At 39.4% G+C, this 15,698-nt stretch carries 20 protein-coding genes; 10 read left to right on the forward strand and 10 right to left on the reverse strand.

Going from position 1 to position 15,698, the window contains the following annotated elements; genetic code table 11:
- Window positions 1-8: 8 nt before the first annotated feature.
- The 3 genes from ABJG98_RS15735 to ABJG98_RS15745 are packed head-to-tail and all read left to right on the forward strand — an operon-like array spanning window position 9 to window position 1,779.
- Window positions 9-419, forward strand: a complete 411-nt coding sequence (locus tag ABJG98_RS15735) for a hypothetical protein (RefSeq protein WP_348280491.1) — start codon at window positions 9-11, stop codon at window positions 417-419.
- Window positions 420-454: 35 nt separating this feature from the next.
- A complete protein-coding gene (locus ABJG98_RS15740) occupies window positions 455-1,192 on the forward strand; it encodes a hypothetical protein (protein WP_348280492.1) in 738 nt (245 codons plus the stop codon).
- Window positions 1,193-1,194: 2 nt separating this feature from the next.
- Window positions 1,195-1,779 carry an acyl-CoA thioesterase gene (locus ABJG98_RS15745; protein WP_348280493.1) on the forward strand — a complete coding sequence of 195 codons (585 nt, stop codon included), beginning with the start codon at window positions 1,195-1,197 and terminating at the stop codon, window positions 1,777-1,779.
- Here the strand turns inward: ABJG98_RS15745 and ABJG98_RS15750 are convergent.
- The 4 genes from ABJG98_RS15750 to ABJG98_RS15765 form a co-directional block, all read right to left on the reverse strand.
- Window positions 1,754-2,161, reverse strand: coding sequence for a DUF3052 domain-containing protein (locus ABJG98_RS15750; protein WP_348280494.1), 408 nt, complete (start codon window positions 2,159-2,161; stop codon window positions 1,754-1,756). The two genes, ABJG98_RS15745 and ABJG98_RS15750, sit on opposite strands and share 26 nt — an antisense overlap.
- Window positions 2,161-3,345: a DnaJ domain-containing protein gene (locus ABJG98_RS15755; RefSeq protein ID WP_348280495.1), complete on the reverse strand. Its 1,185-nt coding sequence runs from the start codon at window positions 3,343-3,345 to the stop codon at window positions 2,161-2,163. The genes ABJG98_RS15750 and ABJG98_RS15755 overlap by 1 nt, the downstream gene beginning before the upstream one ends.
- Before the next feature lie 312 nt (window positions 3,346-3,657).
- Window positions 3,658-4,023 (reverse strand): CrcB family protein, encoded by a 366-nt coding sequence (locus ABJG98_RS15760; RefSeq protein ID WP_348280496.1) that lies wholly within the window; start codon window positions 4,021-4,023, stop codon window positions 3,658-3,660.
- Entirely contained in the window at window positions 4,020-4,598 is a 579-nt protein-coding gene (locus ABJG98_RS15765) for an ACP phosphodiesterase (RefSeq protein WP_348280497.1), read from the reverse strand. The genes ABJG98_RS15760 and ABJG98_RS15765 overlap by 4 nt, the downstream gene beginning before the upstream one ends.
- A 146-nt stretch (window positions 4,599-4,744) precedes the next feature.
- Here ABJG98_RS15765 and ABJG98_RS15770 point away from each other — a divergent pair, with 146 nt between their 5' ends.
- The 4 genes from ABJG98_RS15770 to ABJG98_RS15785 all read left to right on the forward strand — a co-directional run bounded on the left by ABJG98_RS15770 (window position 4,745) and on the right by ABJG98_RS15785 (window position 7,733).
- Window positions 4,745-5,119: a TerB family tellurite resistance protein gene (locus ABJG98_RS15770; RefSeq protein WP_348280498.1), complete on the forward strand. Its 375-nt coding sequence runs from the start codon at window positions 4,745-4,747 to the stop codon at window positions 5,117-5,119.
- Window positions 5,116-5,544, forward strand: a complete 429-nt coding sequence (locus tag ABJG98_RS15775) for a nuclear transport factor 2 family protein (RefSeq protein ID WP_348280499.1) — start codon at window positions 5,116-5,118, stop codon at window positions 5,542-5,544. The genes ABJG98_RS15770 and ABJG98_RS15775 overlap by 4 nt, the downstream gene beginning before the upstream one ends.
- A gap of 86 nt (window positions 5,545-5,630) precedes the next feature.
- Window positions 5,631-6,080: a CBS domain-containing protein gene (locus tag ABJG98_RS15780; protein WP_348280500.1), complete on the forward strand. Its 450-nt coding sequence runs from the start codon at window positions 5,631-5,633 to the stop codon at window positions 6,078-6,080.
- A 129-nt stretch (window positions 6,081-6,209) separates the two neighbouring features.
- Window positions 6,210-7,733 (forward strand): serine hydrolase, encoded by a 1,524-nt coding sequence (locus ABJG98_RS15785; RefSeq protein ID WP_348280501.1) that lies wholly within the window; start codon window positions 6,210-6,212, stop codon window positions 7,731-7,733.
- Window positions 7,734-7,737: 4 nt separating this feature from the next.
- Here ABJG98_RS15785 and ABJG98_RS15790 read toward each other — a convergent pair whose 3' ends face one another.
- The 3 genes from ABJG98_RS15790 to ABJG98_RS15800 all read right to left on the reverse strand — a co-directional run bounded on the left by ABJG98_RS15790 (window position 7,738) and on the right by ABJG98_RS15800 (window position 10,520).
- Window positions 7,738-8,313 carry a YdeI/OmpD-associated family protein gene (locus tag ABJG98_RS15790; protein ID WP_348280502.1) on the reverse strand — a complete coding sequence of 192 codons (576 nt, stop codon included), beginning with the start codon at window positions 8,311-8,313 and terminating at the stop codon, window positions 7,738-7,740.
- A gap of 1 nt (window position 8,314) precedes the next feature.
- Window positions 8,315-8,731, reverse strand: a complete 417-nt coding sequence (locus tag ABJG98_RS15795; RefSeq protein WP_348280503.1) for a hypothetical protein — start codon at window positions 8,729-8,731, stop codon at window positions 8,315-8,317.
- Window positions 8,732-8,801: 70 nt separating this feature from the next.
- On the reverse strand, window positions 8,802-10,520 hold the full coding sequence (locus ABJG98_RS15800; protein ID WP_348280504.1) for a tetratricopeptide repeat protein: 1,719 nt from the start codon (window positions 10,518-10,520) through the stop codon (window positions 8,802-8,804).
- Between the two features lie 457 nt (window positions 10,521-10,977).
- On the opposite strand from ABJG98_RS15800, the gene ABJG98_RS15805 reads away from it, so the two are divergent.
- Complete coding sequence (locus ABJG98_RS15805) at window positions 10,978-11,508, forward strand: YceI family protein (RefSeq protein WP_348280505.1); 531 nt, start codon at window positions 10,978-10,980, stop codon at window positions 11,506-11,508.
- Between the two features lie 24 nt (window positions 11,509-11,532).
- On the forward strand, window positions 11,533-12,816 hold the full coding sequence (locus ABJG98_RS15810) for a hypothetical protein (RefSeq protein WP_348280506.1): 1,284 nt from the start codon (window positions 11,533-11,535) through the stop codon (window positions 12,814-12,816).
- Between the two features lie 52 nt (window positions 12,817-12,868).
- Here ABJG98_RS15810 and ABJG98_RS15815 read toward each other — a convergent pair whose 3' ends face one another.
- The 3 genes from ABJG98_RS15815 to ABJG98_RS15825 form a co-directional block, all read right to left on the reverse strand.
- Window positions 12,869-13,513: a hypothetical protein gene (locus ABJG98_RS15815; RefSeq protein WP_348280507.1), complete on the reverse strand. Its 645-nt coding sequence runs from the start codon at window positions 13,511-13,513 to the stop codon at window positions 12,869-12,871.
- A 321-nt stretch (window positions 13,514-13,834) separates the two neighbouring features.
- Window positions 13,835-14,011: a hypothetical protein gene (locus ABJG98_RS15820; protein WP_348280508.1), complete on the reverse strand. Its 177-nt coding sequence runs from the start codon at window positions 14,009-14,011 to the stop codon at window positions 13,835-13,837.
- Between the two features lie 10 nt (window positions 14,012-14,021).
- Window positions 14,022-15,032: a helix-turn-helix domain-containing protein gene (locus ABJG98_RS15825; RefSeq protein WP_348280509.1), complete on the reverse strand. Its 1,011-nt coding sequence runs from the start codon at window positions 15,030-15,032 to the stop codon at window positions 14,022-14,024.
- Window positions 15,033-15,181: 149 nt separating this feature from the next.
- Between ABJG98_RS15825 and ABJG98_RS15830 the strand changes: the two genes are divergently transcribed.
- On the forward strand, window positions 15,182-15,691 hold the full coding sequence (locus ABJG98_RS15830) for a hypothetical protein (protein ID WP_348280510.1): 510 nt from the start codon (window positions 15,182-15,184) through the stop codon (window positions 15,689-15,691).
- The last annotated feature ends 7 nt before the right edge of the window (window positions 15,692-15,698 follow it).

Genomic DNA, 15,698 nt, shown 5'->3' on the forward strand with positions numbered 1-15,698 from the left:
GTTTTTGAATGAAGCGCATACTCTTTTCTGTAATCTTAGTCACCATTACTTTGAGCTGCCTGGCACAAAAGGAAAAGCCCGTAGAACAAGAATTACCAACAGAAAATCTGGAGATGAGAAAAGACTCGAATAAACGAGCAAATAAGCCAAAGCGTAAGAAATATGCTTTAATCTATGTACCTAATGCCAATAACATTCTTTACGGCAATCTATGCGTGTTAGAAGAAACTCACAAGATGGGATTTGAATACCTGGTTGAACCAACAAATATTGCAGGCAGTAAGACCTGGAAAGGAAAATTATTGAATAACCTGTGGGTTAAAAGCAAATTAGTTGTTACCCGTTCACCTTTTTGGAAGATCATATTGAACAAGAAGATTAAGAAATGTAGGGTGCTAAGTGGTGATCTGGTAGGATAATTATTATCTTCTAGTTTCAACCTAATCCCTGTACGATGAAAAAGATAAAATTTCTCATTTTACTCCTCTTGTGCTCATGTACTAGTATTACTGAAGAAATCTATTTGAATAATGATGGAAGCGGCGAATATCTTGTCTACACTGATGTTATCAGCAGTACACGAGGTATGATGATGGGTATGATGAGTAGTATTTATCCCGATGCGTCTGAAGATAGCTTGAGACAAGTCATTGATGCACAAATCTGGGCAGATATGCCAGATGAAGTGGATTCACTCATAGACTTTTCCACACGCGTGCCGGATAGTATCAAAAACGACCCTGATAATCAGAAATACCTGGAAAGAATAGAGATGTTTATGAGAGGAAGTAAGGAAAAAGGCTATCTCAACTCAGGTATGAGTTACAAGTTCGAAGCGGTGAATGATCTGGAGGATTTTCTCGAATTCATGAATGAAAATCAATCAGCCACCAGTGGGGGAATGGGAATGGATTTACCCAATATGCAAGTGAAATATAGTTTTGATGGTAAATCGTTTTCTAGAACCACAATAATAGATAAGCAAATTGAAATGAATGATTCTACAATGATGATGCTAAACACATTACTGGAAGGTTCAAAGTCTCGTTTGATCATACATTTACCAAAGAATGTGAAGAAAGCCAGTAAAGATCAATTGGTAGAGAAGCAAGGTAAAGATGTAATATATGAGTTTGATTTACTTAAGGTTCTCAATGGAGAACAGGCCACGGATATTAAAATAGATTTTTAGTAATGGAGCCCCGATCAGTTCAGTTTTCACGAACTAAGCTCACCGAGCTAATGATTCCATCTTTCGCCAATTTTGGAGGCAAAGTTCATGGAGGACTTATTCTTTCTCTGATGGACAAAGTAGCCTATGCAGTGGCGAGTAAGCATGCAGGTACATATTGTGTTACTGTGACAGTAGATGGGGTTGAATTTTTGCAACCCGTAGATGTAGGGGAGCTGTTAACTTTAGATGCTGCAGTCCATTACGTCGGAAACAGCTCATTAGTGGTAGGCATAAAAGTCACCTCGGAGAATGTAAAAACTAATGAGGTAAAGCACACAAACAACAGTTACTTCACAATGGTAGCAAAAGGAGATGATGGCAAGCCATGTCAAGTTCCGGAGCTTATATTAGAAGATATGACGGAAATGAGACGTTTTGCTGACGCTATTAAGCGAATGGAAGTAAAAAAAGAAGCGAACGAAAAAATTAAGAAAGAAGAGGGTGAGTTTATTCCTGTTGATGATATGGAGCTGCTGAGTGACCGTCGCTGCAAAATAGAATTTAAGCTCGACGATGACTTCAACGATCTTTTTTCCGATACATAAATTTCAACCCAGACCAGTCGTCATCTACTGCGCAAACTTTTACATCTACGAGTCCACCTTTGAGTCCAAACTCTCGCACAATATTTCCGTTTAGATCCGTCTCAATCTTTGAGCCGCCTTTCGGCCAGGAAATCCACAGCGTACCGTTTTTTTTCAACGTATTTTTCCATTTAGTCCATTCGGAACTTAAAGTAGACATGTGAGTAGTAAATACATGTTGGAAATCATACAACGAGGCATTCAGCTCATCATCCCATTCAGTGTCTTTAGGTGTTTCTTCCAGCAACTCAAAATAATTTTCTGGAGAGTTGTATAGATAGCAAGTGTATCCTTCTTTGATACCAAGCTTTTTCCATAAGGGGTTTTTTGAGTAGCCTGCCATTAGTTGCAAAAGTTAGGAGCGTCGCCTTTCCACTGTCGTTCAAATGCTCCATCAAATTCTTGACAAGCTCTCCTGTGCTCACCTAAGGCGATATATGCATTCGCACTAGTGATAAATGATGCAGCACTATCTGGCCAGACATATTTGTTCCAGTCGGAAGCTTTTAATGCCATATCAGGATCGTCCAGTTTCAGGTAAATGTCTGCTAAGTTTGTATACAAATAGTAGTGGGACTTGGGTACGTATTTTTCATTGATGACCAACGCGTAGCCTTCTCCATAGAAGGTTTTATATCGCTTGATTGCCAGTCTGTGGGCAATAAGAAGGTGATCCAGGGCTTCTTCTGGATTATTCAATTCATCACGTTGAATTTCAGCAATTTTCACAAGCGAGGCTATGATTTCATACTCGCCCACTAAAAAGTTTTTAAGAATCTCAATGGCTTTTTCTGGTTGATTGGTCTCTTTGTATGCCTCAGCAAGTTTTTGTCTTAGTTCATAGAATGGCAAATTGGGTGCAAATTCCTGGACCATCTCGTATAGAACAATTGCGCCAGTATAATTACCATTTTTGTATTGTAAATCACCTTTTGCTATGATCCTTTCCAACATGGAACTCTTGAAGTTTTTCATATCTACTTCTTCATTGCGGAAAAAATTTAATGATGTCATGAGCTCAAATGCAATCTTGTATTCCCCTGCCTCAAAAAAATGCCTTGCTTCCGTGTAGGTTGTTCGTCTTTCCGCGAGCAGTTCTTCAAGCTTATGATAATCATAGCTTTGCTTGACCCATACGCCCGTCATCACTACCAGAGCGATTAGAAAAGTGATGCCAAAAGCATATGCTGTGGCTATTGCATTTTGTCTATAGTCAATTTGCCCTGAAGCATACCGTGTCCTGTTTCGGTTCTTCCAAGCATCCGATCGTGGCGGTTGATAAGTGTACGGCCTTGATTCACTCTGGGAAAACTGTCGGTATCTTAGTTTGAGATCGAATCTCGCTTTCTCATATTCATCGGACAGAATCTGATGAGCTCTATTGACCTCTTTAAACTTTTCTTCCATCTCCGGCTTATCCGGGTGCTTGTCCGGGTGATACTTGACCGCTAGCCGCTTAAAAGCTGCTTTAATCTCATCAGGAGTAGCGTCCTCAGAAAGCCCTAATACGTGATAGTAGTTAGTCATTTGGAAGATTAAGGTACATTTTTAACGAGATAATCGCCCAAAAGATATTGGTAAAAAAACATCCGCCCAATGAACGGATGCTTTAACTAGTTGTTAGAGGAATTAATCTTGAGTGCTTTACAAATGCATGTTAGTGGCATCAAATGCATTGTTTAAAATCTTAATCGAATAGGCGGTAAACCCACAAGTGAGTAGGCAGAACAATGATAGATATTGAGTGATTTAGATGGAAAAAATCAATGTATACACGCGGTGTACACGTTCGATTTTCCGATAAGAATGAGATTTTTTTAAATTTTTTCTACCAGTAACCTAGATACGGTTGGTAGCATAAAATCCTGCAAAGCACAGAGCTAAACCCCCAACCATACTTGCGGAGGCATATAAAAAGAACTGCAAGATGAAGCCATCTTTAATGAGCTTGAGGCCATCTAAGCCAAAAGTGGAGAAGGTGGTAAAGCCGCCACAAAGACCAGCAATCAGAAACAATGAGGTCGTATTATTGAGTTTGACTAAACCACCACTAAGTAATCCAATAAGAAGACAGCCAACCAAATTCACAATTAGAGTCGAAGTATATGGTTTGTCTGCAAAGTTTTTAATCGTCGCTAGATAGATACCATACCTTGCGGCGCTACCAATGAAACCTCCCATTCCTACAATTAAAAGATCCTTCATTCTTCAAAATTGCTTACATGGACTTGAAGATCTGGAAAAAACTGATTGAATTCTTCTTGGAAATCATGATAGTGCTCCTTTAATGAAAGCGATGCTTCATCCATCTTATTTTCATATTTAGTTCGCTTACTTATTCCGGTTAGCGCTCTATCTATTCCCTCAATAAATTGGTAGTTGTAAAGCCAATTATCTCTCGACATAAAACTTAGCATGTGAGTAACACCTTTTGGTATAATACCTACATACTTTTTCATCAGTTGATAGAAATTTTCAGTGTATTGTTTGAGTGGGATTTTTGAAAATGCACCCCAGTTTTTAGCTAAGAAATGATCATAATACACATCAACTATTACAGGTGCATAGTGGCTAAACTTTTCTCGCAATCTTACCTTGCTGAGAAGTACTACCTCATGATTATCTGTGAAATGATCAATACTACGGTGTAATCGTATGCCTTTTCGCATTTTATCCGGGTATTGCTCCATCTGTGATCCTTTGACAAAATCACCGATGAAGTTTCCTACCATAAGTTCTTCATCGTCACCACTCAGATATAGATGTGCCAAAAAATTCATCTCATGTCATTATTTACACGATAACACAATATAGTTTGAGATTAACCAGCTCGGGCTTACTTTTGTGAAGCTTAGTATAAAGCTATAATAACTTATTTAAAGCCATCGAGAATAATTTTCCAAATATCGTCAGGTCTCATTTAAACATGCTTGTGCAATTAGCACGCGTTGATGGTGTGGTTGTGCAGGAAGAGATAGACCTTATCAAACAAATAGGCAAGGCCAACGGCATGTCTGCCGAAGAAATAAGTGAGTGCTTTGAAGATCCATCGATTATTGAGGGTTTGGAGACACTTTCGGATGATCAGCGATATGACTACCTCTACAATGTGGTGCAGTTAATGAAAATTGATGGTCGGATATACAAAGAGGAAATCAAGTTTTGTGCGAAAATAGCAAGTAAGCTAGGTTATGATGAAGACGTGTTGAGGGAAATGATGCTGAAGATTTATAGCGACCCTCACATTACCACAGATAAAGAAACGTTGAAAGCAAAGATTCAAACCTATTTGCGAAAATGAGGGTACCTGTTTCTCTTCTTTTTTCCATTGCGTTCTTTTTTCAAATACAAGCTCAGCAGAACCCTGATGAAAGGGCAATAAGAGATGTCTTAGCTCAGCAAGAAGAGTGTTGGAATGACGGAGATCTTGAATGTTTCATGGAAGGCTACTGGAAATCCGAACAGCTCGTCTTTATAGGCAAGTCTGGTGTGACATATGGTTGGCAGAAAACATTGGACAATTACAAGAAAAGCTATCCAGACAAAGCTGCCATGGGAATGTTGTCATTTGAGCTAATCATACTAGAGCCTTTGAGTGATGACTTTTGGTCCGTGATTGGAAAATGGAACCTTAAAAGAGAAAATGATAATCCCAAAGGCCACTTCTCACTTATCTTCCGAAGATTAGACAATGAATGGGTGATTGTAGCTGATCATTCAAGCTAAATTCCGGGCATACTTAATTTGGTGTTTTGGTGTTTTTTGAGTAGATTCTATGCTACTTAAAACATTAAAATCAGCTAAATATGGTAATGAGCTACAGAGGAGCCGAGGCTCCAAAAATCCAGGCACCACAAGCACTTAAGGTCGAAGATTACATGGCAAGAAAACTAATTACTTTCAAGCCAGACCAACCGATGCACGAGGTGGTGGACGCACTAATGAAGCATAAAATCTCGGGTGGACCTGTAGTCAATAATGATGGAGAATTAGTTGGAGTCATATCTGAAGGAGACTGCCTCAAGGAAGTAGTAAAAGGTAAATATGACAACATGCCTATCTTCACAGGGCTTGTTGAAGAGCATATGGCTAAGAATGTAATTACAGTAAGTCCAGACCTAAATATCTTCGAAGCAGCTCAGATGTTTTTGGAAAAAAGATTAAGAAGATTTCCTGTGATACATGACGGTAAATTGATTGGTCAGATTAGTCAAAAAGATGTGATGAAAGCTGTGCTAAAAGCCAAGAGTTCTACTTGGTGATTATTTTTCATCTCCCATGAATTATCAAAGGCTCACTTAATTCTGAGAGTTTATTGGTTATTTTAGTTGCACAATGATGTAACCTAGAATATCTACGCTTTGTGGATATATCATTAATCCAAACCCACTATGAAAAAGAAGCCCCTAATTACCATCTGCTTGATTTTAGTTTCCTGTCTTGTAAACGCTCAGGTAGATGTAAAATCTATAAGTAATTACATTGAAAAAGCACGGGAAGACTGGAAAGTGCCCGGAATGGCCGTAGCAATTGTGAAAGATGGGAAAGTGGTTTTAAGTAAAGGATACGGACTAAAAGAACTAGGCAAGAAGGACAAAGTAGATGAGAATACTCAGTTTGCGATAGCCTCAAATTCCAAAGCATTCGTTGCTTCATGCATCAGCAAATTGGTAGAAGAAGGGAAGCTTTCATGGAAAGATAAAGTGAGAGACTTTCTGCCATACTTCACACTCTATGGAAATGAATATGTCTCTGCAGAAGCTACAGTAGAGGACCTACTCTGCCACCGTGTGGGTTTAGGAACATTCAGTGGAGATGTGATTTGGTATAAATCTGATAAATCACCCGAGGAAATTATTAAACGCTCAGCATACGTTCCAGAGAAATATAGATTTAGAGACGGATATGGCTATACCAACTTGATGTTTATAGCTGCAGGTGAGGTGATTCGGGTAGTAACAGGTAAGCCATGGGAAGAATATGTAAAAGAAAACTTTCTTGAGCCATTGCAAATGAACAATACTGTAATAAGTGTTGGAGATTTAAACAACAATGCCGCAACTCCACATAAGCCAACTTTGGAAAATGGTACAGTACCAAGTGTTTGGGCCAGTTGGGACAATTCCAGTGCGGCAGGCGGAATTATCTCCAGTTCATCTGATATGGCAAAATGGATGATGATGAACCTGAATAGTGGTGAGTGGAAGGGTAGGCAATACCTCGACAAAGAACAGCAAAATCTGCTTTGGACACCACACAATAATTTCAAGCTAAGTGAAGAATCAAAAGAATCACTTCCAGGCAGACATTTTGCAGGATATGGTTTGGGATGGAGCCTGATGGATTACCATGGCAACCTTGCTGTAAGCCACGGAGGAGGCTATGACGGTATGTACTCGCGTGTATTGATGATTCCTGATATAAAATTAGGGATTGTAATACTTACGAATACAATGGAGGGAATCTCAACTCCAATTGCCTATTACATAGTCAATCAATATTTGAAAAAGGATATGCGTGATTGGTCTGCAGAATACCTGAAAAGATCAAGATCGCGAAATGGACACAAAGATGATGTAGAGGAACGGAAGGCCAAGCGTGTTTTAGGAACAAAACCTACTATTGATGCAATGCTGTTTACAGGAACATACAACGATCCTATGTTTGGCGATATCACAGTCAAAAGAGTAGAAGGCGTGCTCAGAATTGAATTTGCAGATGCACCTAAGCTCGGAGCCACATTATCACATTGGCATTACGATACTTATGAAATCAAATGGGATGAAGACCATGCCTGGTTTGATTTCGGAACAGTTTCTTTTGAGTTAGATAACAACCTGGAGGTAGAAGCTATTGAATTTGATGTCCCAAATGGAGACATATTTTTTCATGAATTGCACCCAAAAAGGAAGTGATAAGTTATTTAGTCCATTTTAAAGGCGGTATTTTTTTCCCTTGAGTGGAGCATTCAATCAAGGTTTTTAGGCGCCTTTCTCTTGTTTCTTCTCGTTTGGCACTCATTACCCACCAGATAGATTGCTTGCGGTAAGTAGGCGCCAGCTTCCCATTGAAAAATGACCAGGCTTCTTTATTGGCCTTGAGTTTACTTTCATATTTACTACTGAGTTTAACATCCTTTTGTTCAAAAGAAGCTCGTCCTGTGTTTTCAGGTTTCTTTCTGCGATAAGCTTTCAATCCAGCTTCCGTTATCAGTCCGTCTTTTTTTAATTCTACAATGCGCTTAATGTTGACATGACTCCAGTGGCTATTGGCTTTGCGAGGAGTGAAACGTACCTGATAAGCCTCTTCGTCAATTTTCTTTCGGATGCCATCTATCCAACCAAAACACAATGCTTGATCTACCGATTCAGGCCAGGTGATGCTTGCCTTGCCAGTCGCTTTTTTGTAGTATCCCACCCAAAGCTCTTTCTCGTTTGAATAGTTCTCATTAAGCCATTTCCTAAAATCAGATGGTGTGGCAAAAAAGGTCGCCATTTTAAAACGGCAACAAATCGGGTGCTACGTATTCCTTTTTAGCTCGCTTGCTGGCGAATACATTGAAACCATAGTGCTTACTTAGCAAATCTCTGAAGTTGGTAAGAAGTCTTGGAAACTCTTTTATCAAATCTGGGAAGTTATCAGAAGTAGCCCTTAGCATAAAATGATCCATGGCTTTTACAGAGGCGATGGTGACTGTTTTGTTGAACTTATCAAACACACCGAGCGACTCTGCATATCCTTTGATCTGCTCACACATGTTACGCTCTGCTTGCTCGCGTCCATACTTTTCAATATGGATATAAGCAAGTCTTAGATGCGCTTCATGAGAGAAAAGCCCCGGTTTCAGTTTAAAGCTTTCGAACTGCTTTTCAAACTCGTCATCTGTGTACTGGTAGTGATCTTTAATTCTCATGGTGCAAAGTTTGTCAAAAAGGAAGAAACGGTATACGTAGGACAGTAAACAAAAGGTTACTATAAGCTAGTCATAAATTCATTTTTCGAGCAATTTCTTTGAATCGAGGATGTGAGGCGTAATGATTCGCGTAGTAAACAGCCTTCATGTAAGGCATATCCGGATCTCTTCTGATGTATCCTTTTTCAAGCCAATCCAGGCATTTTTCATCATTTTCGGCGAGATGATATAGTACCTGGAAAGTTTGGGCTGATACCTCGCTGAAATAGTTTTCCTCTAAAAACATGGCAGTTTCGCTAGCCACACCATCAAGTCCCAATTGTTCGTATTTTTCATCCATCCAGTCATGAATGGCTGTATCCGTTTCCATGGACACTTTCATCTTCATTTGCTCGAAGGTTTTGTCTTTGGCTCCAACTTTATTGTAACTCAGAAGCAGTACTAAATTGACCAGCGGGTTGGTAGGCATCATTTTTTGCAAAGGTTCTAATATGACAATTGCTGAGTCAGGATCAATGTCAGCATTTCCAAGCCTGGTCGCATTGAGGACTTTCACAAAAGGATTTTCCGGATCTAGTCTTAGCGCCTGATTCAACTGATCTTCCGCCTTGTCTAGCCTGGACATACACCAATAAAAGTGGCCCAAAAGTCCTCTAGCTTCAGAATGATTCGGGTTAATCTCTAATGCTTTTAGAAACTGTTTTTCACCTCTTGCCCAGTCAAACTCAGTCCAAACGGCGCTGATCGCATCGAAGTAATACACTTCTGCAAGCGTACTATCCAGCGCTTTAGCCTTTTGCAAATTTTCCTTTATTGGCGTTTCGGCTTGTTCTGTGGTTACTATATCCATTTGCTTTAGAATGGCCCAAATGCCAGCCATTCCAGCATACGGTGGAGCAAATTCAGGATCAATCTCCATGGCACGCTTAAAATGTCCCATTGCGGCTTGAATACCTTCCTCCGAAAGCATACCTAAACTGTATTTACCCTTTAGATAAGCTTCATATGCATCTGGGTTAATCTTTCTGTTGTTTCCAAGCAAGCGCTGCTCCTCTTGAGAAAGTGTTATGTTGACCTCACGGGCAATACTATTGGTCATACTTGCATAGGTCTGCAGTATATCTGTGAGCTTGCTGTCATAAGTTTGTGACCATAGCTGCATTTCTTCGGGATAAGCACTTATGAGTTTTACCTGAACACGTACCATTTCGCTGGCAGATAGGAGAGATCCTTCCATTATCGCATCCACCTTTAACTCACTGGCAATCTCTTGAATGCTCTTTTTAGAATCAAAATAGGGAAGTGTAGATGTACGTGAAATAACACGAATCGCACCGAGTTTACCTACCTCACTAATCAGCGCATCGTGTATTCCTGCGGAGAGATAATCTTTTGAGTCGTCACCTGAATAATTCATGATTGGCAGAATAGCGATCGAACGTATTGATGAAGCAATTTCAGACTGTTGATTTTTGAAGTTGAGCAATCGCAATCGAGACGGATCCAATCTATCCGGATCTACCAAATGGTAGATGATTACGGAAAGTGCAAAGAGTCCATTGATTGACTGGAAAAAAATAGCTTTTCGAGAAAATTTTTGATTAAATAATAGATGAATGATGAAGGCTGGCAAACCGAATATGACTAACCAAAGCAGAATGTCAATAAAAGCCGAGTTTAACGCAAAGCGATCGACTAAGAAATTGGTCAATTCAAGGAAGAGCCAGGCACTTCCAAGATAGACAACAACAGATTTACCTAAGTCTTTAAAGAAGTTCTCATTACCCATAATACTGGTGGTTAGGCAATGCCCAACGCATCGGACATTACGATAAGTTACCCATAAGTTACAGGAAGATGGTTCATGTCTCCAAATTAGAGCTTAAGTGAGTTTTTTGATTACAATTCAATTTTTAGAATAGATGTGAGATAAGCACTGTCTAATCTGAGATTCAGATGCTACTTTTTATAAATAGAATTAACTCTTAGTGAACCCTGCATTAAACGGATTAAAATGAAATAATTCCTTGCACCGGTTGCATCAATCAATTTGTCCTTTTCCTGTTCGACGAGACGTCATTTTTTGATCTTGAATTAAAGCAATATTCATGACTGATTTAAGTCATTAAATCAGCGCTCAAAACTCATCTTACTCTTTGAGATAGATCAATTTTCGACCTGTTGGATATCATTGATTACGCCTGATTTGAGCTCTAATTTAGATATGAATCAAAAGGGTATTAATCATGAAATATATATTGATTTTAGTCGCTATAACAGGCTTTACTTTCATTGGACACTTGAAGCTAAACAAAGAAGATAGTTCCTTGAAAATTGTCGGAACATCGTCGCTTCATGATTGGGAAATGATTGTCGATGAGTACGACGCGATAGGCTTGGTTACAGAATCTCAAATTAAGAATTTGAAAGTAACCGTTAACGCCAAATCCATGAAAAGTGGAAAGTCCATTATGGACAATAAAGCTTACGATGCGGTACGGGCAGATGATTATCCAAGTATTCTATTTTCAGCAGAATCACTTCAGCTTGATGGAGGTAAAATTAGGGGAATGGGGACATTGGAAATAGCCGGTAAATCAAGAGAAATCGATTTTTCAGCGGATATCATTAGCGATGCAAATGGGACAATGCAGCTGAGAGGTGAGGTGCCACTGAAAATGACAGACTTTGACATCACGCCACCGACAGCCATGTTTGGTACCCTTAAAACCGGGGACGGGGTGGTCATTCATTACGACATTTTTATTACTAAATAATTTTTCAATCAAACAACCTGAATTATGAAAACTTCATTTTTTAAATTAATACTAGCAGGAATAATGCTTTTTGGGATGGTGGCAGTTTATGCTCAGTTACCTTCTATTCAGTACTACAGGTACAACGACAAGAGAGGCCTTAATGTATTCGAAACTAGCAAGAAGGATACGGTGAAATATGATAATCTAAAACTCAGGGTTGGAGGTGATTTCGCTTTCCAATTGCAAGGTATTTCGCATGAAAATGCTGCGGGCATTGATCCATTGGTGGAACTGGCAAACAACTTTGCTCTTCCTACCGCCAACTTGAATTTTGACGCGCAGCTAGAGGACGGAGTGAGGATGCATTTACGTGTTTATCTTTCTTCCAGACACCATGAAGAAGCATGGGTAAAAGGTGGCTATCTACAATTCGATAAGTTGGATTTCATTAGCCCCGGATTCTTGGGCGGATTTATGGATATCGCAACCATCAAAGTTGGTATGGATGAGATCAATTACGGCGACACTCATTTTAGGCGATCTGACAATGCAAGAGCTATTTACAATCCATTCGTTGGAAACTATATCATGGATTCATTCACTACTGAACCTTACATGGAAGTAACGGTTCAAAGTAATGGGATAATCGGCGTAGTAGGGGTTACTAACGGAAGATTGAATCAATCTCCAACAAATAAGCCTGGATTTGGTGGATCACCAGCAGATAAAGGACGCGTATTCTATGGAAAACTAGGATATGACAAACAAATGAATGACGATCTGAGATTACGTCTTACGGGCTCATTTTATAGTAGTTCCAGCGGAAGTTCCAGAGATTATCTCTACGCCGGTGATCGGGCAGGTGCTAGATACTACAATGTCATAGAGAGTATTGCAAATGGTGGTAGTGACTTTGACCCTCGATTTAGCCCTGGGTTTGGATACCTCACAGCCATACAGATCAACCCTTTTGTGAAATACGGAGGTTTGGAATTCTTTGGAGTATATGAAATAGCCAATAATGGGGACGGAGATGTAGGAGGAGGATTTGATCAAATAGGTGCAGAGTTATTGTACAGATTTGGAGCTACAGAACAGCTATTCGTAGGAGGTAGATTCAATAGTGTAAGCGGGAACGTTTCAGATGGCACAGCTACTCAGGATATAAAAAGGACCAACTTCGGTTTTGGTTGGTTTCTTACCAACAACGTTGCAGTGAAAACCGAGTATGTAACCAACAAATATGAAGGAGATGGCTGGAACGGTACTAAATTTCAAGACGCTCAGTTTGATGGGTATGTAATTGAAGCCACAATTGGATTCTAGTCCGAAAATTTCTCAGATAAAAGCCACTCAACCTTAGAGCGGCTTTTGTTATTTAAAGTATCGAGACTTTCATGGAAATCTCAAATTCAATCTCGATCTCATCATTCACCTTCACCATTCCAAGAAATTTAGATGGTGGCTCGATCTCAAACTCAGTCATTTGTAAGTCTTTTTTTCCTTGGAGTGTCATATGAGCTGATGAATGATTGTAAACTTTGACGCACGGCACTTTTATGTGCTTCTCAACTCCTGCTAAAAAAATCCCCACCTCTGCATCCACGTCCAATTCCTCAAAGGCATCATTGCCAGGGTGAAGAGTAATAGAATTGAGCTCAAGTAACAAGTAAGGTTCTTCCTCTGCCTTTAGCAATTCCTGAAAGTCCGTATTCATCAATTTCAGTCCGCATTCAAAATCTTGAACCTTATAAACCAATTGAAGCCCTTCAAAATCCAGCTTGAAATTCGACCAAATGTTTTTGACCACAATAGAGTCATTGAGAGCAGGTTGATGCATGCCACACTTGAAGCGATTGACATTCGTCTGTCCATGAATGGTGATTGAACTAGCCATAATCGTGACCTGATGATAATAAGGCTCTTCATTATCAATCCGGGTGGGGGAACCGTTTTGAGCCCATAAGCCATCATGGAAGATCAATATGACAAGCAGAATAAATATGATTCTTGCTTCTTTCATGGTATAATAATAAAAAATGTAGAGCAATGTTGGGTGATTTATGTCACATGAAAAGTGATGTATGTAAGTTTTAAATATGACTTTATATCCAGATGGAATTCACTTAAACATGGTCACTCTGCTTGGTGAGCAAGCTTCATAGAGGATCATTTTTCTGCTGTATGCTGGAGCTTGAAAAGAGTAAGGGAAGTTGATTCGAAAAAGCGCGAGACAGAGGGTACTTAAAACCGCACCTTTATAGGCTGAAAAGAAATTTAAGGAGAAATAATTTTTACGCAGTTATTCAAAAAAATAGGCTAATGAATTGACTTTTCTTATTTCTCATCCGAAGGTCCATCTTCGCTGTTTTCCGTTTTGCGATATGATAATTCCAATTCCAGCTCCTATAGCAACCCCCATTCCAATCCACGTGCCGAGATTATCTGTAGCTACGCCAATTGAAACACCTATGCATATACCCATTGCAATTCCTGGTTGATCACAAACTATAATTGTCATGTTAGCTACACTATGAACTTTTATGAATGTGGCCTTCCCGAAATTCACCTGGTGAGGAACCAACAAGTTTTTTAAAGTTCTTATAAAAGGAGACTTTATTGCGAAAACCAACTTCCTCACCAATAGCTTCCAACTTTAGGTGGCTGGAAGACGCCTGTTGTAGGCGAGCTTTGGCATCCTCAACCCTAAACTCATTGATTAACTCGGAAAATGACTTCTCAGAAAATGCATTTAGTGCCTGTGAAATACGATACTTGGGCACTCCTAATTTTTCTGCAAAGCTTGAAAGGTTGAAATCAGGATCTTGGTAATATTTATTCTGTTCTAGCACTGCGTTTATCTTTTGCACCAGGTAATCACCGTCTTCTTTTGTAAGACTGCTGGAAGAGTATTTTGGCTTTACCTTATCCTTTAAAAAGCTAAACTCACTTAAATAAGTAATGCCATAGGTAAGAATGACAAAGCCACTGCAGATGATGTAATCTAACCGGAGTGTGTAAAACCCAAGCGCTACAGAAAGATGGTATGCAGACAATCCAAGAATAAAGGAAACATAGGGAAGATAGAAAATAGCATTTTCCTTTATGTAAGCTTTGGATCTAAGTAATGCTAATCCATATACCACGAACAAGACAAGCTGTAAATTGATTACAATAGGCCTTGCCACCTGCCTCAATTCATTGGATAATGGAATACTGTTTGAGATTGCCCAATAGATGGTAAATGCCACTGGAGCTATTAAGTGCAGCCACAATCGATCAAGTTGCTCATCAACTTTCATATAATAATAGAAGGAAAATGGCATCAGCCAGCTTGACACAATACCTATCCAAAGCAGCAACGGATGTAATTGAAATGCTTGAGTCCAGTAGTTTACATAATATAGGATGGTAATGGAGAAGCAAAGCAAGTAAATACCGAGAAACACTTTTCTTAGGTTTCGTCGATCAAGCAGAAAAAGTATGGATATAATTATACCGTTAATAGCGGCTGCTAAAAACAAGATGATTTCCCATGACATACGTTCTCGATATTAGCTTTTAGTAGCCATGAAGATAAAACTGAATTCATCGGGATAGATAAATATTAGCTAATATTTACTTCAACTATCTCAGGTCATACATGGGATGCTTCATTTGAAGGTTATAATTGAAAATAAATTGTAGACACATGAAACGAATTTTAGCAACTCTTACAATCATTCTGAGTATGACAGCCTATACGCAGCAACCTCCTAAACCTTCTGAAGAGGATCTCTCCAAGCTTGATTTTTGGGTCGGTAAATGGGATTTGACCTGGGAGGGTGGAAAAGGAACTAACCTCATTGAAAAAAAACTCAACGAACGAGTGATCCAGGAAAATTTTGAAGCAACCGAAGGAAATTTCAAAGGATACCTTGGTACCAGCATTAGCACCTTTAATCCTCAGGATGGAAAGTGGCATCAGGCATGGGCTGATAGCCAGGGAGGGTATATAGATCTGATCGGAATTATGGATGGAGACACCCGAATCTTTCAACTGACTCGTCCGCGTAAACTGCCTGATGGAAGCGAATCAATTTCCAGAATGCGGTTTTATAATATTACCGAAAACTCATTTGTATGGGACTGGGAAGCGTCAACAGATGGTGGAGAAAACTGGCAGCTTTCGTGGCGCATTAATTATAAGCGTGCAAATTAAACATCGC

The organism is Ekhidna sp., assembly GCF_039960695.1.
Taxonomy (GTDB): domain Bacteria; phylum Bacteroidota; class Bacteroidia; order Cytophagales; family Cyclobacteriaceae; genus Ekhidna.

Excerpts from the sequence above, each read along its gene's own strand:
- ABJG98_RS15735 (WP_348280491.1), top strand. The coding sequence starts at position 9 with ATGAAGCGCATACTCTTTTCTGTAATCTTAGTCACCATTACTTTGAGC.
- ABJG98_RS15740 (WP_348280492.1), top strand. The coding sequence starts at position 455 with ATGAAAAAGATAAAATTTCTCATTTTACTCCTCTTGTGCTCATGTACT.
- ABJG98_RS15745 (WP_348280493.1), top strand. The coding sequence starts at position 1,195 with ATGGAGCCCCGATCAGTTCAGTTTTCACGAACTAAGCTCACCGAGCTA.
- ABJG98_RS15750 (WP_348280494.1), bottom strand. The coding sequence starts at position 2,161 with ATGGCAGGCTACTCAAAAAACCCCTTATGGAAAAAGCTTGGTATCAAA.
- ABJG98_RS15755 (WP_348280495.1), bottom strand. The coding sequence starts at position 3,345 with ATGACTAACTACTATCACGTATTAGGGCTTTCTGAGGACGCTACTCCT.
- ABJG98_RS15760 (WP_348280496.1), bottom strand. The coding sequence starts at position 4,023 with ATGAAGGATCTTTTAATTGTAGGAATGGGAGGTTTCATTGGTAGCGCC.
- ABJG98_RS15765 (WP_348280497.1), bottom strand. The coding sequence starts at position 4,598 with ATGAATTTTTTGGCACATCTATATCTGAGTGGTGACGATGAAGAACTT.
- ABJG98_RS15770 (WP_348280498.1), top strand. The coding sequence starts at position 4,745 with ATGCTTGTGCAATTAGCACGCGTTGATGGTGTGGTTGTGCAGGAAGAG.
- ABJG98_RS15775 (WP_348280499.1), top strand. The coding sequence starts at position 5,116 with ATGAGGGTACCTGTTTCTCTTCTTTTTTCCATTGCGTTCTTTTTTCAA.
- ABJG98_RS15780 (WP_348280500.1), top strand. The coding sequence starts at position 5,631 with ATGAGCTACAGAGGAGCCGAGGCTCCAAAAATCCAGGCACCACAAGCA.
- ABJG98_RS15785 (WP_348280501.1), top strand. The coding sequence starts at position 6,210 with ATGAAAAAGAAGCCCCTAATTACCATCTGCTTGATTTTAGTTTCCTGT.
- ABJG98_RS15790 (WP_348280502.1), bottom strand. The coding sequence starts at position 8,313 with ATGGCGACCTTTTTTGCCACACCATCTGATTTTAGGAAATGGCTTAAT.
- ABJG98_RS15795 (WP_348280503.1), bottom strand. The coding sequence starts at position 8,731 with ATGAGAATTAAAGATCACTACCAGTACACAGATGACGAGTTTGAAAAG.
- ABJG98_RS15800 (WP_348280504.1), bottom strand. The coding sequence starts at position 10,520 with ATGGGTAATGAGAACTTCTTTAAAGACTTAGGTAAATCTGTTGTTGTC.
- ABJG98_RS15805 (WP_348280505.1), top strand. The coding sequence starts at position 10,978 with ATGAAATATATATTGATTTTAGTCGCTATAACAGGCTTTACTTTCATT.
- ABJG98_RS15810 (WP_348280506.1), top strand. The coding sequence starts at position 11,533 with ATGAAAACTTCATTTTTTAAATTAATACTAGCAGGAATAATGCTTTTT.
- ABJG98_RS15815 (WP_348280507.1), bottom strand. The coding sequence starts at position 13,513 with ATGAAAGAAGCAAGAATCATATTTATTCTGCTTGTCATATTGATCTTC.
- ABJG98_RS15820 (WP_348280508.1), bottom strand. The coding sequence starts at position 14,011 with ATGACAATTATAGTTTGTGATCAACCAGGAATTGCAATGGGTATATGC.
- ABJG98_RS15825 (WP_348280509.1), bottom strand. The coding sequence starts at position 15,032 with ATGTCATGGGAAATCATCTTGTTTTTAGCAGCCGCTATTAACGGTATA.
- ABJG98_RS15830 (WP_348280510.1), top strand. The coding sequence starts at position 15,182 with ATGAAACGAATTTTAGCAACTCTTACAATCATTCTGAGTATGACAGCC.